Below are 24,779 nucleotides of genomic sequence, written 5' to 3' on the forward strand. Positions count from 1 at the left end.
GACACGACCTAGGCCCCGTAGCGGGCCGCGAGCGTGGCGGCGCGCTCGCGCAGGGCACTGCGCAAGGACTGCGGGGCCAGGGCCTCCGCGTCCGTGCCGAGCCGCCACAGCGCCCATTCGGCGTGCCGTGCGTCCTGGAAGGTGACCTCCAGCCGTGGCCAGCCGTCCGTGTCGGGATCTTCCGCGCGGACGGCCAGCACGGTGCCCAGCAGTTCCTCCCGCCGCACCGGGTCCACCCGCACCAGCGCGGTGACATGGTCGCCGCCGGAGAGGAATCGAGCGGAACGGTCCCGCCAGATCCGGTCCAGGTCGACCCGGTTCGGCCGCTGGGCCGGTTCGGGCAGCTCCTCGGCTGCCAGCACCCGCGACAGCCGGTAGGTGCGGTCCGCCCCGGATCTCGTGGCCAGCAGGTAGCCCCGGTCCCGTACGGTCACCAGGCCGATCGGGTCCACCGTGCGCCACTGCGGCGCCTGGTCCGTGGCGGCGTAGTGGATGCGCAGCTTGCGGCCGGAGAGCACGGCCCGGCGGACCTCGATCATGGTGGTGCCCGGTACCTGATCGACGACCGGCCGGCGTGAGAGCAGGTCGGTCTCCGGGTCGACGAGAAACCGCTGGGCCGCGTCGCTCGCGGCGGCCTGATGGCTTTCGGGCAGCGCGTCGACCACCTTCCGCATGGCCGAGGCGAGCGCCGGTCCGAGGCCGAACACCTGCTCCCCGCGCCCTGATCCGGCGGCGAGCAGGGCGAGGGTCTCGTCGTGGTTCAGCCCGGTCAGCTCGGTCCGGAAACCGGGCAGCAGGGCGAACCCGCCGTGCCGGCCGCGTTCGGCGTAGACCGGGACTCCGGCCGCGGACAGTGCCTCGATGTCGCGCAGCACGGTGCGGGTGGACACCTCCAGCTCGCGGGCCAGCGTGTCGGCGGTCAGCCGGCCGCGTTGACGCAACAGCAGTACCAACGAGACCAATCGGTCGGCGCGCATACGGGAACGGTAGCGAAATACATGACCAAGGGTGTCGTCATTCGTTGGCAGGCTCCCCGTACGACGTCGAGACCGGCGAGCGCCGAGCCGACGGACCTCCGTACTCCCATGAATCGAATGGAGCTGAAGTGGCACTGGAACGAACGGCCGTCAACCCGGTGACGTGGTCGGTGGACTTGGGGTTCAACCAGGGTGAACTCGTTTCCGGGCAGACCCGGACGCTGTACGTCTCGGGCCAGACCGCGACGAGCGACGACGGCAAGCCCCGGCACGACGGGGACATGGCGGCGCAGTTGACCCTGAGCATCGACAACCTGGAGGCCGTGCTGAGCGGGGCGGGCATGTCACTCGCGAACCTCGTCCGCCTCAACGTCTACACGACCGACGTCGATCTGCTCTTCCAGCACTACGGCGCGCTGGCGGGCCGGTTGGGCGCGGCCGGGGTGGCGCCGGCCAGCACCCTGCTCGGGGTGACGCGACTGGCGGTCCCCGGCCTGCTGGTCGAGCTGGAGGGCACCGCCGTCGCGTGATGCGACTCCACCGCCCGTACCGTTTCCCGTCGCCCGGACCGGCGGGAACGGTACGGGCGGTGAGCCGATTTCCGGTGCATCGCGTCATGGCCGCCGAGACGTAGCGCCCGGTCGCAGCCGGGTACAGCCGGTCGCACCCTCCCCCTCACGTCATCGCCTTCGGCCTCCCCTCCCGCTAATGGTCTTTCGCCCCCGCACGCCGGGCGCTAGCGTTCCGGACGACGAAGGATCCACCAGGAGCGGAGAGAGACATGCCCGGTCGTCCGAGCGCGCGCTGACGTCGTAGCCATACCGGCCCGTCATCGCGTGCTGCCCCAGAGGTCGCGGCACAGCGAGCCCTTCTCCCACCCGATGCCCGGGTGCGCCTTCGTGCGCCGGGCCGCGGGTCTCGTGCCCGGCGACCCCAGAGGCTCCTGTGCGGCCCCCTTCCTCCTCTCCCCCCTCCCCGTCCCCCTCGCTGTGGCGGGACGCCGACTTCCGCAGGCTCTGGGCGGGTCAGACGGCCTCCCAGCTCGGCGAACACACGACGCTCGTCGTGCTGCCGCTCTTCGCCGTCCTGACGCTCGACGCGGGCGCGGGCCCGTTGGGCGCCCTCCGCGCCGTGGGGCAGGCGCCGATCCTGCTGCTCTCGCTCCTCGCGGGTGCGTGGGTGGACCGGTGGCGGGCCCGCACGGTGATGGTGCTCACCGACGCCGCCCGCGCCGTGGCCCTGGGCGCGGCGGCCGTGGCCGGACTCCTCGGACTGCTCGGCCTGCCCGCGCTGTTCGTGGTCGCGTTCACCGTCGGAGCCCTGTCGGTCCTCTTCGACGTGGCGTACCAGGCGTCCCTCGTACGGATGGTCCGGCGCGATCAACTCGTGCGGGGCAACAGCGCGCTGGAGGGCAGCCGGTCCGCGGCGCAGATCGGCGGCCCCGCGCTCGGCGGCGCGTTGGTGTCGCTCCTGTCGGCGCCGGTCGCCGCGGCCGCCGGGGCGTTGTTCTTCGCGGTGTCGTTCGTGTCCCTGAGGCGGATCCGCCGCCCCGAATCCGTACCCGGCCGCCCCGAACCCGTACCCGAGCGCGTCGCACCGGTTCCGGAGCGCCGGGAGCTCGCCGCCCCGGTCCGGGGCCGGATCCGGGAAGGCCTTCGCTTCGTCGCCGGAAACGCCTGGCTGCGGGCCGTGTGCCTCGCCTCCGCCGCCTTCCAGCTCTCCTTCGCGGCCACGATGACCGTCTATCTGCTCTTCCTCCCGCGCGAACTGCAGCTGACGGGCGCCACCGTCGGCCTCGCCCTCGCGGCGACCGGTCCGGGCGCGCTCCTGGGCTCGGTCCTGGCGGCACGGCTGCCGGGCCGGTTGGGCCACGGCGTGGTGCTCGTGTCCGCGGCCGTGCTCGGCAACGGGGCGCTGTTGTGCGTACCGGCCCTGCACGGCTCCACGACCGCGACGATCCTCGCGCTCCTTGCCGTCAACTTCGTGTTCGGGACCTTCAGCCAGCTGGTGAACGTCACGGTCATGTCGGTGCGGCAGGCCGTCACACCGGACGGGATGCAGGGGCGTGCCGCCGCGACGATCACCTTCGTGGGCATGGGGTTCACCCCGCTCGGCTCGCTGCTCGGCGGCCTCCTCGCGCAGGAGTGGGGTCTGCGCACCGGCCTCCTGGTGACGGCCGCGGGCATGATGCTGTCGCCGGTCCTGATGGCCGCGTCCCCGCTCGCGCGGCTGGGACGGCTGCTTCCGGTCCCGAGGGAGGAGCCGCGGCCCACGGAACGACATGGATCGGAATGACGTACGCCCGACCTGCGCAGGCCCGACCCACGCAGGCGTGACGCACAACCCCGGCGGGGTCAGGCCGGGGCGTACCGCTGCAGGGTGATCCCGCTGCGGAACGCCCTCGATTCCAGGAGCCGCAGCCGGGGCACCTCGTAACCCTCGGGGAAGAGGCGTCGGCCGCGGCCCTGGACGGCCGGGTAGACGAAGAGGCGGTACTCGTCGACCAGTCCGGCCGCGATCAGTGCGTGGGCCAGGGTGATGCTGCCGGTGAGGACGATGTCCTTGCCGCTCTCCTCGGCCTTGAGCCGGCGGACCTCCTCGACGGGATCGCCCTTCAGTACCGTCGAGTTCTGCCAGCCGGGGTCGGTGAGCGTGCCGGAGACGACGTACTTGGCCACGCGGTCGAGGTAGGCGGTGATGCCCGTGGTGTCATCGGTCCGCAGCGGCCAGTAGCCCCGGAAGTCCTCGAACGTCCGCCGCCCGAGGAGCAGCGCGTCGGAACGTTCGTCCTGCCGGTGGCTCTCCTCCAGGACGTCGCTCATGTCCGCGCCCGCGTGACCCTGTGGATCGAACCAGTCCGTGATCATTTCGATCGAGCCGTCCACGGTGATGTTCTGGGTGATCGCAAGGGTGCGCATGCCACTCTCCCGTGACTGGGTGCGTACGCTCCCGGCTGGACGCGTACGTTCACCCCCTGGTGACTCCGTCGGGCCCGGGAAGTCATCGGTGGGCGGTGAGCCCCCGCCGGACACGGCCGCTCCGGAGCGCCGCGCAGGGGCCAGACATCCGGAATTGGCCTTGTCCCGTCGCCGTCCCGGCGATCTACGGTCGCCCCATGAGGATTCGCATCGTCGACGCGTTCACCGACCGCCCCTTCTCCGGAAACCCCGCCGGCGTGCTCCTGCTGGACAGCGGTACGTTCCCGGCCGCCGAACGGCTTCAGGAGATCGCCGCCGAGGTCAACCTCTCCGAGACGGCCTTCGCCCACCCGCTGCCGCCGGGCGGCACGGCCGACTGGGCGCTGCGCTGGTTCACCCCGGCCACCGAGGTGGACATGTGCGGGCACGCGACGCTCGCCACCGCCCATGTCCTGCACACCACGGGCCTGGCCACGGGACGGGTGCGCTTCGCCGCGCGCTGCGGGATCCTGAGCGCGACCGCCGGGCGGGACGGCACGCTCACCCTCGACTTCCCCACCTCCCCGCTCACCGAGGAGCCGGTGCCGTACGGCCTCGCCGACGCCCTCGGGGCGGACCCCGTCTCCGTGCACGACACCGGTGAGCACATCGGCGACCTGCTCGTCGAGCTGCGCGACGAGGCGGCCGTACGGGCGCTCGCCCCGGACTTCGCCGCGCTGGTGGCCCACTCCCGGCGCGGGGTGATCGCCACCGCCGTCGCAGAGGACCCCGCCCGGGGCTACGACTACGTCTCGCGCGGCTTCTTCCCGGGCGTCGGCATCGACGAGGACCCGGTCACCGGCAGCGCCCACACCGCGCTGGCCCCCTTCTGGTCGGCCCGCCTCGGCCGCGACGACCTCACCGGGCTGCAGGCGTCCGCCCGCTCGGGACTGATCCGCACCGCACTGCGCGGCGAGCGCACCCTGCTGACCGGCACGGCGGTCACGGTGATCGACGGCGAACTGCTCACCGCTCTCTGACGGCCCTTCGGGGTGCGCCGAACCTCCGGCGCACCCCTTTCACGGCCGTGACGGCACCGCGCTCAGGGCGTCGGCAGCCAGTCGACCCGGCCCGCGAGCAGGGCGTATCCGACGAACGCCCCGATGTCCAGGAGCGCGTGCGCGACGACCAGCGGGCCCACCCGGCCCCAGCGCCGGTAGAGCAGCACGAAGACGACGCCCATCACCACGTTGCCGATGAAACCGCCGATCCCCTGATACAGGTGGTACGACCCGCGCAGCACGGAGCTCGCCACCAGCGCGGCCATCGGCGTCCAGCCCAACTGCCCGAGTCTGCGCAGCAGATACCCGACGACGATGACCTCCTCCACCACGGAGTTCTGGATCGCCGAGAGGATCAGTACGGGGAACTTCCACCAGACCTCGGGCAGGGACTCGGGTACGACCGTCAGGTTGAATCCGGAGGCGCGGGCCACCAGGTAGAAGGCGAGGCCGGCGCTTCCGATGCCGGCCGCGACCAGGGTTCCCCGGCCGAGGTCGAACCAGGGTTTCGTGCGGTCGAACCCGATGGCCCGCAGCCCCGCTCCTTCCCGGATCAGCAGGTGCGCGACCAGCGCGACCGGCACCAGAGCCGTTGCGATTCCGAACATTTGCCATGACAGATCAAGCCATGGACGGCCCGGAGCGTACGAGCCGTTGAGCGTCGCCGCCTGGTCCTTCAAACCCCCTGGTTTCGTCAGTGATCCGACAAAACTAATCAGGGAGGACACCGCGCTGGCGCCCAGCGAGAGCGCCAGGACCAGCACCACCTCGGACCGTAAGATCCTTCGTGACACGGCCTCTTGAGGAAAAGAATCAGCCACGCGCCCGGCCTCCACCTGTACACCTGCCTTTTGTTCTGCAATCACGTCTCATCCCACCGACCGCCGCACTAGGGTCTCGAATAAAGGTACGAAGATCATGCGCGACAGGCCGGGGGACGACCACCATCGCTGATGGTGCGGTCCCCCTTTTCCTTGTTTCATCCTCAACGAGGGGCACCACCGACATGGGACGTCATAGCTTGCCCGACAGCCACGCGGCGGAAGGACGCCGGGACCACCCGAGCCCGCGGCGCCGGCGCCGTACCGTCGCCATCGCGACCCTGCTCGTCCTCACCGTGGCGACGGGAACGGCCGTGGCGGCCAAGGTCGGTCTGCTGTCGTTCTCCCGGTCCTGCGAGGAATCGGCCGTGCGTCTGTCCGTGGTGGCCTCCCCCGACATCGCGCCCGCCGTGCGCTCCATAGCCGAACAGGCCCCCGAGGAAGAGCTGAGAACCGACGGCCGCTGCCTCGTCGTGGAGGTGCTGGCCCGCGACTCGCACAAGGTCGCCGAATCCCTCGCGGCGGGGGACGAGGAGCCCGACTTCCAGGTCTGGCTGCCCGACTCCGAACTGTGGCTGGAGCGAGCCAAGGGCCTGGGCGAGGGCATTCCCGTCTCCCCGTCCGACTCGGTGGCCTCCTCCCCGGTGGCGCTGGCCATGGTGCCGTCGGCCTCCCAGCAGCTCGGCTGGCCCGAGAAGACCTACTCCTGGGCCGAGTTGGTCGCGGCGCTCGGTTCCGACCGGGTGCGCCTCGGCGCGGCCGATCCCGCGCGCAGCGCCACCGGGCTGCTGGCGCTCGTCGGCATCGGCGCCTCGTCCGCGCGGCAGGGCGGGGACAGCGACACCCGGGTCGCCCGGACCGCGAAGGTGCTCGCCGAGCGGATGTCGGACGGCGACGCCCAGGTGCTGGAGACCCTGGCGCGGAGCACGTCCGGAGCCGAGGAGGGCAACCCGAAGCGGAACCAGGCGGTCCTGATCTCCGAGCAGGCGGCCTTCGCGCACAACGCGGAGGCGACCGGCGGGGGCAAGCTGGACCTCTTCTACCCGCAGGACGGCACACCGCTGCTGGACTACCCGTACACCCTGGTCAACGAGGCGGGCCTCAGCGTCGCGGAGTCCCGCGCGGCGCTGCGCTTCATGACCCTGCTGGGCGACGCGGACGCCCGGGCCGCTTTCGCCGAGCACGGGTTCCGGGCCGGTGACGGGAGCGCGGAGGACTCCCTCGTCGCGGCGGCCGGCGGCAGGAAGCCCCAGCCGTACGCCACCCCGGCCGCCGAGGCGCCCTCGGCCAAGGAGCTCCAGGAGACGCTCGGGATGTGGACGATCACCGTGCAGAGCGCCCGGCTGACCACGGTGGTCGACGCGTCGGCCTCCATGGCGGCGCTGGTCCCCGGCCGGGGCCAGTCCCGGATGGACGTCACCAAGGAGTCGCTGATCCAGGCGCTGGGCCAGTTCACCCCGAACGACGAGATCGGGCTGTGGGAGTTCGCCACCACACTGGACGGCGACAAGGACTACCGGCGGCTCATGCCGACGAAGCGGCTCGGCGACCCGGTCAAGGGCGGCGGGACCCACCGGGAGAAGCTCACGGCCGCGTTCGCGGGGCTGCAGCCGTTGCCCGGCGGCGCGACCGGGCTCTACGACACGACGCTGGCCTCGTACAAGGAAGCCCGGTCGACGTTTGTGAAGGGCAAGTTCAACGCCCTGGTGATCCTCACCGACGGCTCCAACCAGGACGAGCGGAGCATCTCGCGGAGCGGGCTCATCGCGGAGCTCAAGGAGCTCCGCGACCCGGAGCGCCCCGTCCCGGTCATCGCGATCGCGGTGGGCCCGGACGCGGACCGCGACGAGGTCGCCGAGATCGCGCGGGTCACCGGCGGCGACGGCTACGAGGTGAGCGACCCCGCGGAGATCCAGGCGGTGATCCTGCAGGCCATCATGGCGGCGGGACAGAACGGCCTCGCCGCACAGGAGTGACCGGCCCGGGCGCCGGGCCCCCGTCCCCGGCGCCCGGCGCGGCGGCGGCCCTCAGGGCGCCGGGAAACCCACCGGCCAGGTGTGGACCGGCTCCCCCGCGTGCATCAGCTCGGCATAGCGGCGGGTGGTGGCCGCGAGCGCCGCGTCCCGCCGCAGCCCGGCGTCCAGGGCCCGGCGGTACGTGGCCACCTGCCAGGAGGCCCCGTTGACGCGCCGCTTGCAGCGCTCCTCGATCACCCCGAGATAGCGGTCCCGGTCCGCGGGCTCGATGTGCCAGGCGTCCAGGCCCGCGGCGGCCAGCGGCAGCAGTTCCTCCAGCACCAGCTGTACGGCGGGGATCCTGGTCAGTCCGCCGGACCGGCCCGACCGCGGCCAGAGCAGCTCGGCCTCGATGCCGTGCCGGCAGGCCTCGGTGAAATTCTCCTCGGCCGCCTCGAACGGCAGCCTGCTCCACACCGGCCGGGACTCCTCGGCGAGCGCCCGTACGAGCCCGTAGTAGAAGGCGGCGTTGGCGATCACGTCGGTCACCGTCGGCCCGGCGGGCAGTACACGGTTCTCCACCCGCAGATGGGGGACGCCGTCGGCGATCCCGTACACCGGACGGTTCCAGCGGTAGACGGTGCCGTTGTGCAGCACCAGCTCGGCCAGTTCGGGCACCCCGCCCTCGTCCAGCACCTTCAGGGGGTCCTCGTCGTCGCAGATCGGCAGCAGCGGCGGGAAGTAGCGCAGGTTCTCCTCGAAGAGCTCGTGGGCGGAGCCGATCCAGCGCTCCCCGAACCAGGTCCTGGGACGCACGCCCTGGTTCGCCAGCTCCGGCGGCCGTACGTCGGTGGCCTGCTGGAACAGGGGCGGCCGGGACTCCCGCCACAGCTCCTTGCCGAAGAGGAAGGGGGCGTTGGCGCCCAGTGCGATCTGGACGCCGGTGATCGCCTGGGCGGCGTTCCACACGTCGGCGAAACGGGCCGGCGTCACCTGGAGGTGCAGCTGCACCGAGGTGCAGGCCGATTCCGGGGCGATCGAGGGCGAGGTACAGACCAATCGCTCGACGCCTTCGATATCCAGGACGAAATCCTCCCCCCGGGCGGCCGCCATTTGATCGTTGAGCAGGGTGTAGCGGTCCACGTCCGAGAGATTCGCGGACACCACGTCGTGCTCCCCCAGGGTGGGCAGGATTCCGATCATCACGATCCCCGCGTCCACCTCGCCCGCCTTGCGGTGTGCATAGGCGAGGCCGGTCCGCAACTCCTCCGAGAGCTGATCGAATACCCGGCCGCCGAGGCGGTGCGGAACGATATTCACTTCGAGATTGAACATCCCCAGTTCGGTCTGGAAATCCCGGCTCGCGATGCGCTGGAGCACTTGCTGATTCATCATCCGGGGCATCCCGTCGGAACCCGCGAGATTCAGCTCTATCTCCAGCCCCATCAGATTCCGCGGACGGTCGAACCTCCGCTCCGCCAGGAGTCTGCCCAGCCCCTCCAGGCACTGGTTGAGCTTGGTGCGGTACGCCTGTCGATCGGACAGGTCAACGGCTTCCGCCACGACCTTCTCCCCCATCGAGGGGTCCCTCCTCCAGTGGGCGGCCCGCGGCCCAGGCCGCTCGCATCACGATCGATAATGCCCAGCGGGAGTGATCCGTAACGCCCCCACGGGCCTCCGTTACCCGATAGTCTGGTTGAAGGAGACCGGGGGCACATTCCGGTGGCATGTGGCTTCCCACATTTTCGGCCGGACTATGCGCGGTGAAAACACCGACGAGTTTCGGCCGACCGCTCCGCCGGAAGGATGCCAGGTCGGGGTCGTCAAGGGCAGTTCACATCACCAGAAATACCGCGATTCGAAGGCCGGATGACGCCTTGCGCGACATATCTCCGACCGCTAGTGGAAACACTGTGTGAACACGCGTCATATAAACTCCGCTCAACGAGGCAGAGAGTTGATACGACTCGCCCGTCACCGGCCGTCTCCGGCCCACATGCCGACAGCGCCGTCTGCACCCGCCCAAGCGCCACCGTGTCTCCGAAGTGAGAGGCGACCCACTATGCCGCTGCATGTTCCCCCGGCTCCCGCGCCCGCCCTGCGCAGTGTTCTCGCGGCCCTCGGTTCTCCCACCGCCGTCCGCGGACCCCGCACGTCCGCTCTCCGGTCCGTCCAGGGACCGCTGAGCCCCGAACTACCGCTTCCCGTGCATGTGCTGGACCGGATCGCGCCCGCCAGGACAGCACCTCTGACACGCCTCGCGGCCTGGCGTTTCCTGATCCGGAGCGAGGGCCGCGCGGTCGCCGCGGCGGACACCGTGCTCACCCCCGACGGCTGGACGTTCTCGCACTTCTTCGAGGGGCCCTACCTCGCCTCGACCGAGCTGGCCGTCCGGCAGGCCGAGGCGTCGGCCACCGCCTGCCAGGCGCGGCTGCTGTCCATCCCGGAGCTGTACATGCTCACCCTCTGGCTGCACGGCGACACCGAGGCCGATCCCGCCGGCGGGGTGCTCGCGCCGGCGGACGTCCTGGTGCCCCTGGCGCCGGCCCCGCCGGGCATCGCCGCCCACCGCCCGCACCGGGTCGCCGATCTGCTGCCCGTCATCTCGCTGCGCGTGGCACCCGGCCCGCTCCTCAGCTCGGCCTGACCTGCGCAGCCCCGGCAGACCGCCCCCGTAGCGACCCCGCCCTGCCCCGCCCGAACACCGGGCGGGGCAGGGGTCACTGCGGGGGCGCCGTGCTGCCCACTCGGACTAGCCCCATCCGGCCACCCCGAACCACCCAAAGGGACAGTGCAGTTGCAGTGAACCGTCCGCGCGGGTGATGCGTCATGGGAGGAGTACGGGTGCTGCAGCGAAATCCCTGCGGAATCTTCCCCGTAGGGCAACACTGGGACCGGACCGACTGATACGGGGGCGGCCATGAACGACTCATCCAGCCGCAGGACACTCGACTCGACGCAGCGAAAGAACCCATCCATGTGCCAGCACCAGCCACCCTGCCCCACCGCCGATTCACCCGACCGGGAGGCCGCCCGCCTGACGGCCCACCACCCCGAACAGGGTTGGAGCCTCCTGTGCAACGGCGTCCTGCTCTTCGAGGACACCGGCGAACTGCTGCCCGACGGGCAGATCATCGCCCCGCACCGGCCACTGGCAGCCGGCCGCGTGGTGAAGGCCGCCTGAGGACGGTCGTACGAGAAGGGGCCGGCCCGGAGAGATCTCCGCACCGGCCCCGACGCATGTCCGGCGTGCACCGCTCACGGCGCACGCCCTACCGCGGTCCGTCTCAGTCGTCGTACGCGTCCAGCGGGGGGCAGGAGCAGACCAGGTTCCGGTCGCCGAAGGCCCCGTCGATGCGGCGCACCGGCGGCCAGTACTTGTCCGCGGCGGACACGCCGGCCGGGAAGACGGCCTCCTCGCGGCTGTAGCCGTGGTCCCAGTCGCCACCGAGCGCGGCCGCGGTGTGCGGGGCGTTGCTCAGCGGGTTGTCGTCCTCGCTCCACTCCCCCGAGGCGACCTTCTCGATCTCGGCGCGGATCGCGATCATGGTGTCGCAGAACCGGTCGAGCTCCGCGAGGTTCTCGCTCTCCGTCGGCTCGATCATCAGCGTGCCGGCCACCGGGAACGACATCGTCGGCGAGTGGAAGCCGTAGTCGATCAGGCGCTTGGCCACGTCGTCGATGGAGACGCCGGTCGCCTTGGAGATCGGGCGCAGGTCCACGATGCACTCGTGCGCGACCAGACCGGCCGGGCCGTTGTAGAGGATCGGGAAGTGCGGTTCGAGGCGCTTGGCGATGTAGTTCGCGGCCAGCACGGCGACCTGCGTGGCCCGCTTGAGTCCCTCGCCGCCCATCAGACGGACGTACGCCCACGAGATCGGCAGAATGCCCGCCGAACCCCACGGGGCGGCCGAGATCGGGCCCACGCCGGTCTCCGGGCCCGCGGCGGGCTGGAGGGGGTGGTTGGGGAGGTACGGGGCGAGGTGCGCGCGGACGCCGACCGGGCCGACGCCGGGGCCGCCGCCGCCGTGCGGGATGCAGAAGGTCTTGTGCAGGTTCAGGTGCGAGACGTCGCCGCCGAACTTGCCGGGCTTGGCGAGCCCGACCAGCGCGTTGAGGTTGGCGCCGTCTACGTAGACCTGGCCGCCCGCGTCGTGCACCTCGCCGCAGATGTCGGCGACGTGCTCCTCGAACACCCCGTGCGTGGACGGGTAGGTGATCATGAGCACGGCCAGCTCGTCGCGGTGCTGCTCGATCTTGGCGCGCAGGTCCGCGATGTCGACCTCGCCGTCGTCGGCGGTCTTCACCACGACGACCTTCATGCCCGCCATGACGGCGCTGGCGGCGTTGGTGCCGTGCGCGGAGGACGGGATGAGGCAGACGGTGCGCTGGTCGTCGCCGTTGGCCCGGTGGTACGCGCGGACCGCCAGCAGGCCCGCGAACTCGCCCTGGGAACCGGCGTTGGGCTGGATGGACACCGCGTCGTAGCCGGTGACCTCGGCGAGGCGCTCCTCCAGCTCACGGATGAGGGTGAGGAAGCCCTGCGCCTGCTCGGCCGGGGCGAAGGGGTGCAGCGCGCCGAACTCGGGCCAGGTGATCGACTCCATCTCGGCGGTCGCGTTCAGCTTCATGGTGCAGGAGCCGAGCGGGATCATGCCGCGGTCCAGCGCGTAGTCGCGGTCGGCGAGCTTGCGCAGGTAGCGCAGCATCGCGGTCTCGGAGCGGTGCTGGTGGAAGACCGGGTGGGTCAGGATCTCGTCGGAGCGCAGCAGCCCATCGGGCAGCGTGTCGGCGACCGTGGCGTCCAGCGCCTCGATGTCGCCCTCGGCGCCGAAGGCGGCCCAGACGGCGGAGATCTGCGCACGGGTGGTGGTCTCGTCGCAGGCGATGGAGAGCTGGTCGGCGTCGACGAGACGGAGGTTGACCCCGCGCTCCCGGGCGTCCGCGACGACGGCCGCCGCCTTGCCGGGGACGCGCACGGTCAGGGTGTCGAAGAACGCGCCGTGCACGACGTCCACGCCGGCGCTGCGCAGGCCGTCGGCGAGGATCGCGGCGAACCGGTGGGTGCGCCGGGCGATCGTCCGCAGCCCGTCGGGGCCGTGGTAGACCGCGTACATCCCGGCCATGACGGCGAGCAGGACCTGCGCGGTACAGATGTTGCTGGTGGCCTTCTCGCGGCGGATGTGCTGCTCGCGGGTCTGGAGGGCCAGGCGGTAGGCCTTGTTGCCGTCCGCGTCCACGGAGACGCCGACGAGGCGGCCGGGCAGGGAGCGGGCGAACTTCTCGCGGACCGCCATGAAGCCGGCGTGCGGGCCGCCGAAGCCCATCGGGACGCCGAAGCGCTGGGTGGTGCCGACCGCGATGTCCGCGCCGAGCGCGCCGGGCGAGGTGAGCAGTGTGAGGGCCAGCAGGTCGGCGGCGACGGTGACGATCGCGCCGAGCTCGTGGGCCTGCTCGATGACGGGCTCGATGGCGCGCACGGCTCCGGAGGCGCCCGGGTACTGGAGCAGCACGCCGAAGACGCCGCGCTCGGCGATCCCGGCGGGGATGCCGTCGCTCAGGTCGGCGACGACGACCTCGACACCGGTGGGCTCGGCGCGGGTCTCGATCACCGCGACGGTCTGCGGCAGGGTGTCGGCGTCGACCAGGAAGACGCCCTTCTTGACCTTGCCGACGCGCCGGGACAGGGCCATCGCCTCGGCGGCGGCGGTGCCCTCGTCGAGCAGCGAGGCGCCGGAGGTGGGCAGCCCGGTCAGCTCGGCGACCATCGTCTGGAAGTTCAGGAGGGCCTCGAGGCGGCCCTGGGAGATCTCCGGCTGGTACGGCGTGTAGGCCGTGTACCACGCGGGGTTCTCCATGACGTTGCGCAGGATGACGGGCGGCGTGAAGGTGCCGTAGTAGCCGAGGCCGATCATCGGGGCCAGCACCTGGTTGCGGTCGGCCAGCGACCGCAGCTCGGCCAGGACCTCCGCCTCGGTGCGCGCCGAGGGAAGGTTCAGGGCCTCCGCGCTCTTGATCACGTCGGGCACCGCGGCGGCGGTGAGCTCGTCGAGGGAGCCGTAGCCGACCTGGGCGAGCATCTTCGCCTGGGCTCCGGCGTCGGGCCCTATGTGGCGCTGCTCGAACGGAATGCCCTGCTCCAGCTGGGAGAGCGGAGTGCGACGGGGGGTCATGGTGGAGGCCTCCTGGTCTGTCACGACCTGCGAGGGGCACCACGGCGCGGGTGCCCGAACGGCCTCCCCCTCTGTCATCTCAACCTGAGAGCTTCACCGGCCCGCCCGGGGGCGTGCCGACTTTCACCGTCGGTGAGGGTCGAGTCCGTCTGGGCCTGCGCCCGCACGGAATCGCCCTGCTTTCCAGAGTGACCTCGTCCGTGCGGTACGGGGGCCTGAGAGATTCCGGGGAGGAGTTGCTCCTTCGGCGCCTCCGGATTCTGCACCGGAGGACTCTCCCGCACGGGGTCAGCAGCCACTGTCAGCCTACCAGCGGCCATCGCGCCGGAGTTCTCGAGTGGCCGACGCCACGGATCTGCACTTGTGTGGTGCTGGTGGAGCGACAGCGTCCACCCTGAGCAGTGGCGACCAGTGGGAGGCACCGTGCAGACCGATATCGATCCGCGCCGCCTGATCGGCCGCAAGGCATTCGATCGCAAGGGCGCCAAGATCGGAACGGTGGATGAGGTCTATCTCGACGACGCGACGGGGGTGCCCGAGTGGGCGGCCGTCCGCACCGGCCTGTTCAGCAGGGACGCCTTCGTCCCCCTGGAACCCAGCGAATTCGTCGAGGACGCGCTGCGCGTGCCCTTCGACCGCGCGTTGATCAAGGGTGCGCCGGACTTCGGCGTCGGCCGGCACCTCTCGCCCGAGCAGGAACTGCAGCTCTACCGCCATTACGGGCTGGACTCCCCGCCCCCGGAGGAGTCGGCGCCCGACCGGGACTTCGGCAGGCTGGCGGGCCAGGAGGAGTAGTCGGCCGCGTCGCGGACGAGCGGCAGCGGGTCGGCGGGCCGCAGCAGCGGATCGTCGACCCGGAATGTCAGCACCCGGCCGGGTGCGCTCCACGGTTCCTCGAACCGGACGGTGACCCGGCCGACGCCGCTGCCCTGCACCCAGCCGTGCCCGTGCTCCTCGTGGTGTACGTCGTGCCCGGCGGGCCAGCGCCGCGCGGCGAGCAGCTCCGCGCTGTCCGGCTCGGGCTCCGGGGCGCTCTCCTCGCCGCCCTCCACAGGCGGCGAGCTGTGCTCCTGGGCCCGCTGAGCGAGCTGCCGGGCGTCGGCAGCCTGGGCGAACAGGTCCTCCTGGGTGTAGTCGGCCAGCCCCGTCACGCCGACCCCCAGCAGCCGTACGCCCCCCGTGGTGTCGACGGACTCCAGCAGCCGCCCCGCAGCCTCGCGGACCACCGTGGGGTCGTCCGTGGGGCCTCTGAGCGTCTCGGAGCGGGTCAGGGTGGAGAAGTCGTAGCGGCGCACCTTCAGCACCACCGTGCGCCCCGACCGGTCCGCGGCGCGCAGTCGCTCGACGCACCGGACGGCGAGCCGCTCCACCTCGGCCCGCACCCGCACCCGGTCGTGCAGGTCCACGTCGAAGGTGTCCTCCACGGATACGGACTTGGCGTCCCGCTCGGCGACCACCGGCCGGTCGTCGAGCCCCAGCGCCATCCGGTAGAGCCCGTGGCCGTGGGCCTTCCCGACCAGCCGTACGAGCTCCGCCTCGCCTGCCTCGGCCAGGTCGTGGACGGTGGTCATCCCGGCGCGTCGGAGATGGTCGCCGGTGGCCGGGCCGACCCCCGGCAGGATGCGCACGGACATGGGAGCGAGCAGCTCACGCTCGGTGCCCGGCTCGATGAGCAGCAGCCCGTCGGGCTTGGCCTCCTCGGAGGCGATCTTGGCGAGCATCTTGGAGCCGGCCAGTCCGACGGATCCGCTGAGGCCGGTCACCGCGTGGATGGCCGTCCGCAGCCCCTCACCCGTCGCACGGGCCGACGCCGAGTCGTCGGCCGTACCGCCGGCCTCCAGGTCCACGAAGGCCTCGTCCAGGCTGAGCGGCTCCACCAGGGGCGACAGCCGCCCCAGGAGCTCCATCACCTGGTCGCTCACCGTCCGGTACAGGGAGAAGCGGGGCACCAGGTAGGCGGCGTTGGGTGCGAGCCGCCGGGCCTGCGCGGTGGGCATCGCCGAGTGCACGCCCAGGCGCCGGGCCTCGTACGAGGCGGTGGCGACCACTCCGCGGGGTCCGAGGCCGCCCACCACGACCGCCTTGCCGCGCAGACTCGGCTTGGCCGCCTGCTCCGCCGACGCGTAGAAGGCGTCCATGTCCAGATGAAGGATGGTGGGCGCGGGTCTCACACCCTCGATGCTGCCCTACGGCACTGACAACGGGACGGTCCGGCGCCCCGTGGGGTGCCGGACCGTCCCGTCGTCTTGCTCGTGCCGCCCGCCGTGCGCGCCTCCGGGGCGCTCAGACGGCGCGGTTGCGGCGCCGCGCCAGCTCGTCGGCCGGGTTGTGACCGACGAGCGTCTCGCCGGTGTCGACCCGCTCGCCGTGCAGCTGCGAGAGCGCCGCCTCCACGTCCCGCCAGACGACGCCGACGGCGATACCGAAGACTCCCTGCCCGCCCTGGAGCAGGCTGACAACCTCGTCCGGCGAGGAGCACTCGTAGACCGTGGCCCCGTCGCTCATCAGCGTCATGCGCTCAAGATCCTGGAAACCGCGGGCCCGCAGATGCTGGACCGTGGTGCGGATGTTCTGCAGGGCGACCCCGGTGTCCAGGAACCGCTTGACGATCTTGAGGAGAACCACGTCCCGGAAACTGTAGAGACGCTGGGTCCCCGACCCGTAGGCCGGGCGCACACTGGGCTCGACCAGGCCCGTACGGGCCCAGTAGTCCAACTGGCGGTAGGTGATCCCCGCCGCCGCGCACGCCGTCGGTCCGCGATAGCCGATGTCGTCGGCATCGCTCGCCGCTGCCACGCCGCCCGCTGCCACCGCTGCCGGTGGAACCGGCTGCCTGATGGCGTGGTCGGCTCCACTGCCGTGCTGCGGATACGGCCCACCCGCCGCCGTACCGTCGCCGCTGCTTCTCACGCCGACCTCCGTCCTTGACCTGCCCACTCGAAGGTAGGCAGTCACTCGGGGTGCGTCAACGATCGCCACACTCGGCACGCCGAGTGATAATCACCCTGAGGGTGGTTTCCCGTGTCTGGTTTCCGGGAAAGGCTTGTCGGATGCGCTGACAGCACCCCTGCGGGACGGTCACTGACTGTTCGTACCGAAGTCCTCCGGAGAGATCTGGTCGAGGAATTCGCGGAACTTCTCCACCTCGTCCTCCTGCTCGTCGGGGATCGCGATGCCCGCATCGTCCAGCACGCCGTCACTGCCGTAGATCGGCGTGCCGGTCCGCAGGGCGAGCGCTATGGCGTCGGAGGGCCGGGCGCTCACCTCGACTCCGCTGGCGAAGACGAGCTCCGCGTAGAAGACCCCTTCGCGGAGGTCCGTGATGCGGACCTCGGTGAGCTCCTGGCCCACGGCCTCGAGCACATCCTTGAACAGGTCATGGGTCAGCGGCCTGGCGGGAGCCATGCCCTGCTGGGCGAAGGCAATCGCGGTCGCCTCCCCCGGACCGATCCAAATGGGGAGGTACCGGTCGCCTCCCACTTCACGCAGGAGAACGATCGGTTGGTTGGAGGGCATTTCCACCCGGACACCGACAACGTCGAGCTCGTTCACACAGCAACCCTAGGACGTGCTCGCCATGTTTGGGTAGTCGGGCTCCGCCGAGGTCAGTGCAGACGGCTGCGCAGAGCGCTCTGCACGAGTGCCGCGTGCAGCCGTACGGACAGCTCGGCGAGCTCGTTCGCGGTGGCCTCCGCATGGGCTCTGGTCTGCGGGTTACGGTGCCGGCGCAGGGGCGCGACCAGCTGCTCCACCAGCCCCGCCTCCCGGTCGGCGGAGGCCCGCATGGCCCGAAGATGACGCGGTTCCAGACCGAAACGTCCCAGATCCGCCACCAGCTTGGCGACCGTCACCATCTCGGCGTCGTAGCCGCCCTCGGCGGCGGGGACGATAAGCCCGTAGGACTCCCACTCGGCGAGGCGGTCCTCGTCGACCTCGGCCGCAGCAAGCAGCTCGGACCGTCCGATCCGAGCGGCGGTCGCCGCCCCGGGACCGGTCTCCCACACCCCGTCGGCGAGGTCCCGCCGGTCGCCGGGCGAGGGCAGAACGGGCTGCTCCCCCCGGGCCAGCGCGTCCAGGTGCTCCCGGATGACCTTCAGCGGCAGGTAGTGGTCCCGCTGCATGCGGAGCACCTGCGCCAGGCGCTCCACATCAGTCGGGGCGAACTTCCGGTATCCGGAAGGAGTGCGCTGCGGCTCGATGAGCCCCTCGGCCTCCAGGAACCGGATCTTGGAGATCGTGACTTCGGGAAACTCGTCGCGCAGCTGGATGAGCACCGTACCGATGCTCATCGGGCGCGCTTCCGCGGTGGCGGTGCCGTGGCCGGCACCGCCTGTCGGTGTTCGCAGCATGGGCCTTCCTCGGGGTCCCCCCGGACGGAGTCCGGGGGCTGGTCACACGCCCCGCGGGCTCGCATAGAAGACCAGGCGGTACTTTCCGATCTGGACTTCGTCGCCGTTGGACAGCTGGACCGAATCGATGCGCTCACGGTTGACGTAGGTGCCGTTGAGGCTGCCGACATCACCCACGGTGAAGCTACCGTCCGGGGTCCTGCGGAACTCCACATGACGCCGCGACACGGTCACGTCATCGAGAAAGATGTCGCTCTGCGGGTGACGGCCGGCCGTGGTGAGGTCGCTGTCGAGCAGGAACCGGCTCCCGGAGTTCGGGCCCCGTCGCACGACCAGCAGTGCCGAGCCTCCGGGCAGCGCGTCGACCGCGGCCTGGGCCTCCGGAGAGAGCGAGGGCAGAGCCGTCTGGCCCGTCGCCTCCGCCTCGTACGCCTCGAGCCCGGAGATCGAGATGGTGGACGTCGTCTCCGAGGGACGCTCGGGAACGCCGCCCCGCAGCGGCGCGCCGCAGTTGGAGCAGAACCTGCTGGCCTCCGCGTTGCGGTGACCGCACCTCGTACAGACCGGCATCGACGAGCCCTCCGGGGTGAACCCTCCACCCGTACTCGAGGCTGATGGTTCGCCGAAACCTATGCGTCCGGCACCGGCAGGGTCAACAGACGACACGCCGTCACCACCCGGGGCGCCGGACACCTCGTCACGGAAGAGCGGACGCTCCGCCTCCTGCTCCTCGCCCTGACCGTGGCGCGGCGCGCGGTGGCGGGCAGCACTGTTGCTGTCCTCGCGTGCACTCTTCCCGAACAACTTCGCAAACAACTTCACGGGCGATTCCCCTTGACCGACATAGACCCGCCCGTGGGGCAGGACGAACCCTGATTGAACACACCTGCCGACCCGGACATCTTCACAACGTCCGTATCCACCCGACAGTTTCCACCACGCACCACCAATCCGGTGCGCCGACCCCCCGCAACCGTCCGACCCGCTCCACCGGCCCTCGCGCTCGCCCGGCTCACGGGGATGACGACCGAGCGTAGTCAGGCCGCTGCGCCGGTCGCAAGGCGTCCACGACGATCTCGTCGGACCGCTCCACGAGCACCGTGGCCTGCTCCTTCTCCAGCGTCTGGACCACACCGCCGGGAATGTTGAGCGCGGGCTCCAGATCCTGCGGTTTGCCGATCACCGTGAACTCGTACGGCGCCTCGATCTTCTTCCCGTCCACCTCGACGTCCCCGGCGTCCCCGGAGAAGTAGGTATTGGCCACCACCCGGACCCCGTTGACCTGGATCGCCTCGGCCCCGGCCGCCCGCAGCTCCTGAATGGCGTCGAGCAGCATGTCGGGCGCGACCGCCCCCGAGGGGTCGGTGATCGTCAGCGTGATGCCGGGGCCCTGCGCCGCCACGGTGCCCGCGAGGATGCCGAGCTGGCGCTCCTTCTCCAGCGTCTGCTTCCGGGCCTCCTCGGCCTGGTCGGAGCTGTTCTCCAGCTCGGTGCGCTGATCGTCCAGACGCTGCTTCTCGTCCTCCAGACGCTGGGTCCGGTCGTCGACCTCGTCGAGGATACGGACCAGGTCCTCCTGGCGGGCGCCGCGCAGCGCGCTGTCGTCGCTGGTGGACCGCACCTGGATGGCAAGCCCCAGACCGAGCCCGAACAGCAGCACGGCGACGATCAGTTGGGCCCGGCTCAGCCTCGGCGGCCACAGGCCCGCCTTGAGTCGCTGCCGACCGGACACCTCCGCGGCGGGCGGCGGCGTGGGAGCGTCCGGGGCGGCGGGCGCGCCGCCCTCGGGCTGTTCGCTGCGGGGGTTCTCGTCGTTGTTCATCGGCCTCAAGCCCGGAAGACGTGCCGGCGGATCGCGGCGGCGTTGGAGAAGATCCGGATGCCCAGCACGACCACCACACCGGTGGAGAGCTGAGCGCCGACGCCCAGTTTGTCGCCGAGGAAGACGATCAGCGCGGCCACCACGACGTTGGAGAGGAAGGAGACCACGAAGACCTTGTCGACGAAGATGCCGTCGAGCATGGCCCGCAGACCGCCGAAGACGGCGTCGAGCGCGGCGACCACCGCGATCGGCAGGTAGGGCTCGACCACCGCCGGTACCTCGGGCCGGACCAACAGTCCGACCACGACTCCCACGACGAGGCCCAGTACGGCGATCACGATGTGCCCTTCCCTGTGTCTGCCGCACCACTGCCGGCGGCCTTCGGCTCTGCTGTACGGACGATCAGGCTGGGCGCGGCCGGAAGCCGTACCTCCGCCTGATCGGAGATGCTGGTGCGGATGTCGAAGCTCTCCTTGAGCGCCTGCAGATACTGGCCGTCGGCGCTGTCCTGGAAGGCGGTCACGAGCTTCTTGCCGTCCCCCACCGCGAGCACCGTGTACGGCGGTACGAGCGGTCTGTTGTCGACCAGTATGGCGTCGCCGGCGGCCCGGATGGCCGACAGCGCCGTCAGCCTTTGCCCATTGATGGCGATGGCCTCGGCCCCGGATTCCCACAGGCCGTTGACCACACGCTGCATGTCCCGGTCGCGCACCCGCCCGGTGTCGGCGAAGCCCGTCGACTCACGTGGCCCGCCGCCGCCCTGGTCGGTGTCCTTCGCGTCGTCGACGATCAGCTTCACGCCGGGGCCCTCGACCGGGGTCGCTCCGGCCAGCAGCGCCACCAGTTGCCCCTGGTCGCCGCCGTGCTGCTCGAGCGCCTTGCGCTGACGTTCGCTCACATCGGAGCGGAGTTCGTCGACATCGGACTCCAAGGCGTCCGCGGCCTGCGTCTCCGCGTCGATGCGGTCGATCAGCTCCTCGCGCTCCTTGGCGACGACGGGCGCGGAGATCCGCGCCTCGGCGGCGCCGAGGGTGACCACGAGGGCGGCCACCACCAGTCCGGCGGCCAGGCCGAGCTTCGACTTGAGCGTACGGGGCAGCCCGGCGCTCCCGTCGGCCCTGCGCCGCGCGGAGGCCTCGGCGTACCCGTCGTCGAGGCTGTGGTCCATCACGTTGTTCAGCAGCGACATGGAGGCGTCGGGGCGTGCGGGCGGCGAGGCGGTGCTCCGATCGGGGGACTGCTGCGACATGCCGCACATCGTCGCACGTCGTCACGGCTGCCGCCGAATGGCCCCACCGGTGCGCCGCGACCCCCTGCCCGGGGCGTCGCGGCGCACCGTCGTCGCATCAGTCTCCTGCGCTGTCCACCACCGCGGCCCACTCGTCGAGCAGTGCCTGGGCCGAGGCGTCGTCCGGGCCTTCCGCCCACAGATGGGTGACGGCCTCCGCCCGGTCGGGCAGAACCATGATCCACCGCCCGTCCGCCTCGACCACACGGACCCCGTCCGTGGTGTCCACGCTGCGGTCACCGGCCGCTTCGACGACCCGGCGCATGACGAGCCCCTTGACAGCCCAGGGCGTCGCCAGGTCGCGGCGCAGGACATGCGCCCGGGGAATCCGGGCGTCGATCTGGCTCAGGGTGAGCTGGGTGCGCGCGACGAGCCCGATCAGCCGCACGAAGGCGGCGGTCCCGTCGAAGACGCTGCTGAATTCGGGAACGATGAACCCTCCGCGCCCGTCTCCTCCGAAGATGGTGTCCTCTTCACGGCCCACCCGGGTCAGGTCGTCGGGCGAGGTGGTCGTCCACTCCACCTGGGTGCCGTGGTAGGCCGCCACCTGTTCGGCGACGCGCGTGGTCGTCACGGGCAGGGCGACCCGACCGCTGCGCCGCTCGGCGGCGACGAGATCCAGGAGGACCAGCAGAGCCCGGTCGTCCTCGATGATCCGGCCCAGTTCGTCGACGAGGGAGAGCCGCTCGCCCACCGGGTCGAACCGCACCCCGAAGGCCGCCCGTGCGGAGGAGACGATCTCCCCGAGCCGCACCAGACCGGCCCGCCGGGTCTCGGCCGACTCGGTGGGCCGCGCCTCGTCGAGTCCGGGGTTGATCGTCAGCGCGTCCACGCCGAGCCGCCCGAGCAGGCTGGGCAGGACGAGCCCGGCGCTGCCGTTGGAGGCGTCGACGACGACCTTGAGCCCGGAGTCCGCGATGCCGTCGACATCGACGTTCCGCAGGAGGGACCCGGTGTACGAGTCGAACACGCTGGACGGGAAGTGCAGGTCCCCGATCTCGCCGGGGAAGGCCCTGCGGTACTCCTGGCGCGCGTAGACCCGGTCGAGCTTGCGCTGCTGCGCCTGCGAGAGGTCCGCGCCCCGCTCGTCGATGAACATGATGTCCACCGAGTCCGGCACCCCGGGTGACGTACGGATCATGATGCCGCCGGCGCTGCCCCGGGCGGTCTGCTGGCGCGCCACGGGCAGGGGTACGTTCTCCAGGTCCCGGACGTCGATGGCGCTGGCCTGGAGGGCCGAGATGACGGCCCTCTTGAGGGCGCGGGCGCCTCGGGAGTGGTCACGTGCGGTCGTGACCGTCGAGCCCTTCTTGAGGGTCGTGGCGTAGGCGCCCGCCAGCCGTACGGCCAGTTCGGGGGTGATCTCGACGTTCAGGATTCCGGAGACCCCGCGCGCCCCGAAGAGGTGCGCCTGGCCGCGGGATTCCCAGATCACCGAGGTGTTGACGAACGCGCCGGCCTCGATGGTCTTGAACGGGTACACCCGCACGTTGCCCTGGATGATCGACTCCTCGCCGACCAGGCATTCGTCCCCGATGACGGCGCCGTCCTCGATCCGGGCCGCGCGCATGATGTCGGTGTTCTTGCCAACCACACAGCCCCGGAGGTTGCTGTGCTGCCCGATGTAGACGTTGTCGTGCACCACGGCCTTGTGGAGGAAGGCGCCCGTCTTCACGACGACGTTCGACCCCACCACCGTGTGCTCGCGGATCTCGACGTCCGCCTCGACCTTGGCGTAGTCGCCGATGTACAGCGGCCCGCGCAGCACGGCGTCGGGGTGCACCTCAGCTCCTTCGGCGACCCACACGCCGGGTGAGATCTCGAAGCCGTCGAGCTCCACGTCGACCTTGCGCTCCAGGACGTCCGCCTGGGCCTTCACATAGCTTTCGTGTGTGCCTACGTCTTCCCAGTAGCCCTCGGCGATATAGCCGTAGATGGGCTTGCCCTCCTTCATCAGCTGAGGGAAGACGTCACCGGACCAGTCGACCGAGGTGTCGGCCTGGACGTAGTCGAAGACTTCGGGCTCCATGACATAGATGCCCGTGTTCACGGTGTCCGAGAAGACCTGTCCCCAGGTCGGCTTCTCCAGGAACCGTTCGACCTGACCGTCCTCGTCCACGATGGTGATCCCGAATTCCAGCGGATTGGGAACCCGGGTCAGGCAGACCGTGACGAGTCCGCCCTTCGCCTTGTGGAACGCGATGAGGTCGGTGAGGTCGAAGTCGGTGAGCGCGTCACCGGAAATGACGAGAAACGTGTCGTCCTTCAACGCCTCTTCGGCGTTCTTCACGCTGCCCGCGGTGCCGAGTGGCTTCTCCTCGTTGGCATAGGTGAGCTCCATTCCGAGCTCTTCGCCGTCCCCGAAATAGTTCTTGACGAGAGAGGCGAGGAACTGGACGGTCACTACTGTTTCACTGAGCCCATGCCGCTTGAGCAGCCGCAGGACATGCTCCATGATCGGCCTGTTGGCCACGGGCAGGAGCGGCTTGGGCATGCTCGAGGTCATGGGGCGAAGGCGTGTGCCTTCGCCGCCAGCCATCACGACGGCCTTCATGTCGGAAACGTCCTCCTAGAAGAGACGACGGTTAGCCGACTTCGCCCGTCGGGGCATCATTCGCAACATCTGCCGCGGGCCGGCCACACTGCGCGGCACCGCATCAACGAGCTCAATCGGCTACTGCGTCCGCCTTCACGAGCCGGCGGACCTGAACCACGTAGAGGATCCCTGCCCACCAGTAGAGCGTTGTACCCCATCCTGCGAACGCCCATCCGAAGACGGCGGCCAGTGTGGCCAGCCAACCACTCCCGTCGCTGAGCAGCAACAAGGGGAACGCGTACATCAGGTTGAAGGTTGCAGCTTTCCCGAGGAAGTTGACCTGCGGAGGCGGATAGCCGTGGCGTCGCAGGATGGCCACCATCACCAGGAGCATCAGTTCCCGGGCGAGCAGGGCCGCGGTGACCCAGAGGGGCAAGATCTCACGCCAGGTGAGGCCAACCAGGGTAGAAAGGATGTAGAGGCGATCCGCCGCCGGGTCCAGGAGCCGGCCGAGGCTGCTGATCTGGTTCCACTTGCGGGCGAGCTTCCCGTCGAGGTAGTCGCTGATGCCGCTGAGCATCAGAACCAGCAGCGCCCAGTTGTCGCTGTTGGGCCCTCCGAACACGGGGCGAAGAATCAGCCACAGGAAGAGCGGTACCCCGACAAGGCGAGCCATGCTGAGGATGTTGGGGATGGTGAGGACCCGGTCCGTCTGGACCCGAGTCTCCTGGACCTCCACCCGGGGGCCTCCTGTGAAGAACGTGCCAATGATGCCCCCTGACCCTACCCTCAGCCTCCTCCGTCCGGTGCACGGGGGTGGAGCGAGGACGATGTGCAATGGTCCCGGAACGCAGAAAAGCCCCGCACCAGAGGTGCGGGGCTTTCCCGGAAAAATTGTTC

The 24,779-nt window shown here is 70.7% G+C and carries 22 protein-coding genes and 1 riboswitch; of the genes, 7 read left to right on the forward strand and 15 right to left on the reverse strand.

Going from position 1 to position 24,779, the window contains the following annotated elements:
- Window positions 1-8: 8 nt before the first annotated feature.
- Window positions 9-977 carry a helix-turn-helix transcriptional regulator gene (locus tag IE272_RS20565; protein ID WP_056699716.1) on the reverse strand — a complete coding sequence of 323 codons (969 nt, stop codon included), beginning with the start codon at window positions 975-977 and terminating at the stop codon, window positions 9-11.
- Between the two features lie 134 nt (window positions 978-1,111).
- On the opposite strand from IE272_RS20565, the gene IE272_RS20570 reads away from it, so the two are divergent.
- Window positions 1,112-1,507: a RidA family protein gene (locus IE272_RS20570; protein WP_056699796.1), complete on the forward strand. Its 396-nt coding sequence runs from the start codon at window positions 1,112-1,114 to the stop codon at window positions 1,505-1,507.
- Window positions 1,508-1,922: 415 nt separating this feature from the next.
- Window positions 1,923-3,272, forward strand: a complete 1,350-nt coding sequence (locus IE272_RS20575) for an MFS transporter (RefSeq protein ID WP_190007435.1) — start codon at window positions 1,923-1,925, stop codon at window positions 3,270-3,272.
- 59 nt (window positions 3,273-3,331) lie between these two features.
- Here the strand turns inward: IE272_RS20575 and IE272_RS20580 are convergent, their stop codons facing one another.
- Window positions 3,332-3,895, reverse strand: coding sequence for a dihydrofolate reductase family protein (locus IE272_RS20580; RefSeq protein WP_190007436.1), 564 nt, complete (start codon window positions 3,893-3,895; stop codon window positions 3,332-3,334).
- 197 nt (window positions 3,896-4,092) lie between these two features.
- Here IE272_RS20580 and IE272_RS20585 point away from each other — a divergent pair, with 197 nt between their 5' ends.
- Entirely contained in the window at window positions 4,093-4,914 is an 822-nt protein-coding gene (locus IE272_RS20585) for a PhzF family phenazine biosynthesis protein (RefSeq protein WP_190007437.1), read from the forward strand.
- 62 nt (window positions 4,915-4,976) lie between these two features.
- On the opposite strand, the gene IE272_RS20590 is transcribed toward IE272_RS20585, so the two are convergent.
- Window positions 4,977-5,756: a CPBP family intramembrane glutamic endopeptidase gene (locus IE272_RS20590; RefSeq protein WP_050357833.1), complete on the reverse strand. Its 780-nt coding sequence runs from the start codon at window positions 5,754-5,756 to the stop codon at window positions 4,977-4,979.
- A 185-nt stretch (window positions 5,757-5,941) separates the two neighbouring features.
- Here IE272_RS20590 and IE272_RS20595 point away from each other — a divergent pair, with 185 nt between their 5' ends.
- Window positions 5,942-7,732: a substrate-binding and VWA domain-containing protein gene (locus tag IE272_RS20595; RefSeq protein WP_190007438.1), complete on the forward strand. Its 1,791-nt coding sequence runs from the start codon at window positions 5,942-5,944 to the stop codon at window positions 7,730-7,732.
- A 51-nt stretch (window positions 7,733-7,783) separates the two neighbouring features.
- On the opposite strand, the gene IE272_RS20600 is transcribed toward IE272_RS20595, so the two are convergent.
- Window positions 7,784-9,289, reverse strand: a complete 1,506-nt coding sequence (locus IE272_RS20600; RefSeq protein WP_050357766.1) for a glutamate-cysteine ligase family protein — start codon at window positions 9,287-9,289, stop codon at window positions 7,784-7,786.
- A gap of 484 nt (window positions 9,290-9,773) precedes the next feature.
- On the opposite strand from IE272_RS20600, the gene IE272_RS20605 reads away from it, so the two are divergent.
- The gene (locus IE272_RS20605) at window positions 9,774-10,358 is read left to right on the forward strand and encodes a hypothetical protein (protein WP_050357767.1); all 585 of its coding nucleotides are present in this window, start codon (window positions 9,774-9,776) and stop codon (window positions 10,356-10,358) included.
- A 330-nt stretch (window positions 10,359-10,688) separates the two neighbouring features.
- Complete coding sequence (locus tag IE272_RS20610; RefSeq protein ID WP_007452228.1) at window positions 10,689-10,895, forward strand: DUF5999 family protein; 207 nt, start codon at window positions 10,689-10,691, stop codon at window positions 10,893-10,895.
- A gap of 103 nt (window positions 10,896-10,998) precedes the next feature.
- Here IE272_RS20610 and gcvP read toward each other — a convergent pair whose 3' ends face one another.
- Window positions 10,999-13,884 (reverse strand): aminomethyl-transferring glycine dehydrogenase, encoded by a 2,886-nt coding sequence (gene gcvP / locus IE272_RS20615; protein WP_050357768.1) that lies wholly within the window; start codon window positions 13,882-13,884, stop codon window positions 10,999-11,001.
- A 193-nt stretch (window positions 13,885-14,077) separates the two neighbouring features.
- Window positions 14,078-14,175: riboswitch (glycine riboswitch) on the reverse strand.
- A 132-nt stretch (window positions 14,176-14,307) separates the two neighbouring features.
- Here gcvP and IE272_RS20620 point away from each other — a divergent pair.
- Window positions 14,308-14,679 (forward strand): PRC-barrel domain-containing protein, encoded by a 372-nt coding sequence (locus IE272_RS20620; protein WP_050357835.1) that lies wholly within the window; start codon window positions 14,308-14,310, stop codon window positions 14,677-14,679.
- On the opposite strand, the gene IE272_RS20625 is transcribed toward IE272_RS20620, so the two are convergent.
- The 10 genes from IE272_RS20625 to clsA form a co-directional block, all read right to left on the reverse strand.
- Window positions 14,601-16,055, reverse strand: coding sequence for a DNA polymerase IV (locus IE272_RS20625; protein ID WP_098893179.1), 1,455 nt, complete (start codon window positions 16,053-16,055; stop codon window positions 14,601-14,603). The genes IE272_RS20620 and IE272_RS20625 overlap by 79 nt on opposite strands.
- A 112-nt stretch (window positions 16,056-16,167) precedes the next feature.
- A complete protein-coding gene (locus tag IE272_RS20630) occupies window positions 16,168-16,794 on the reverse strand; it encodes a MerR family transcriptional regulator (RefSeq protein WP_063804477.1) in 627 nt (208 codons plus the stop codon).
- Window positions 16,795-16,962: 168 nt separating this feature from the next.
- Window positions 16,963-17,436, reverse strand: coding sequence for a bifunctional nuclease family protein (locus IE272_RS20635; RefSeq protein WP_006123076.1), 474 nt, complete (start codon window positions 17,434-17,436; stop codon window positions 16,963-16,965).
- 53 nt (window positions 17,437-17,489) lie between these two features.
- Complete coding sequence (gene ftsR, locus IE272_RS20640) at window positions 17,490-18,233, reverse strand: transcriptional regulator FtsR (RefSeq protein ID WP_050357771.1); 744 nt, start codon at window positions 18,231-18,233, stop codon at window positions 17,490-17,492.
- Window positions 18,234-18,275: 42 nt separating this feature from the next.
- Window positions 18,276-19,055 (reverse strand): FHA domain-containing protein, encoded by a 780-nt coding sequence (locus tag IE272_RS20645; protein ID WP_073744298.1) that lies wholly within the window; start codon window positions 19,053-19,055, stop codon window positions 18,276-18,278.
- Between the two features lie 190 nt (window positions 19,056-19,245).
- On the reverse strand, window positions 19,246-20,055 hold the full coding sequence (locus IE272_RS20650; protein WP_050357772.1) for a DUF881 domain-containing protein: 810 nt from the start codon (window positions 20,053-20,055) through the stop codon (window positions 19,246-19,248).
- A 5-nt stretch (window positions 20,056-20,060) separates the two neighbouring features.
- The gene (locus IE272_RS20655; RefSeq protein ID WP_003970459.1) at window positions 20,061-20,393 is read right to left on the reverse strand and encodes a small basic family protein; all 333 of its coding nucleotides are present in this window, start codon (window positions 20,391-20,393) and stop codon (window positions 20,061-20,063) included.
- Entirely contained in the window at window positions 20,390-21,304 is a 915-nt protein-coding gene (locus tag IE272_RS20660) for a DUF881 domain-containing protein (protein WP_078961186.1), read from the reverse strand. The genes IE272_RS20655 and IE272_RS20660 overlap by 4 nt, the downstream gene beginning before the upstream one ends.
- 97 nt (window positions 21,305-21,401) lie before the next feature.
- Window positions 21,402-23,897: a mannose-1-phosphate guanyltransferase gene (locus IE272_RS20665; protein WP_050357775.1), complete on the reverse strand. Its 2,496-nt coding sequence runs from the start codon at window positions 23,895-23,897 to the stop codon at window positions 21,402-21,404.
- A 112-nt stretch (window positions 23,898-24,009) separates the two neighbouring features.
- Window positions 24,010-24,618 (reverse strand): cardiolipin synthase ClsA, encoded by a 609-nt coding sequence (gene clsA, locus IE272_RS20670; protein ID WP_007452211.1) that lies wholly within the window; start codon window positions 24,616-24,618, stop codon window positions 24,010-24,012.
- Between the last annotated feature and the right edge of the window lie 161 nt (window positions 24,619-24,779).

Origin of the sequence: Streptomyces anulatus (assembly GCF_014650675.1) — a bacterium.
GTDB lineage: Bacteria > Actinomycetota > Actinomycetes > Streptomycetales > Streptomycetaceae > Streptomyces > Streptomyces anulatus.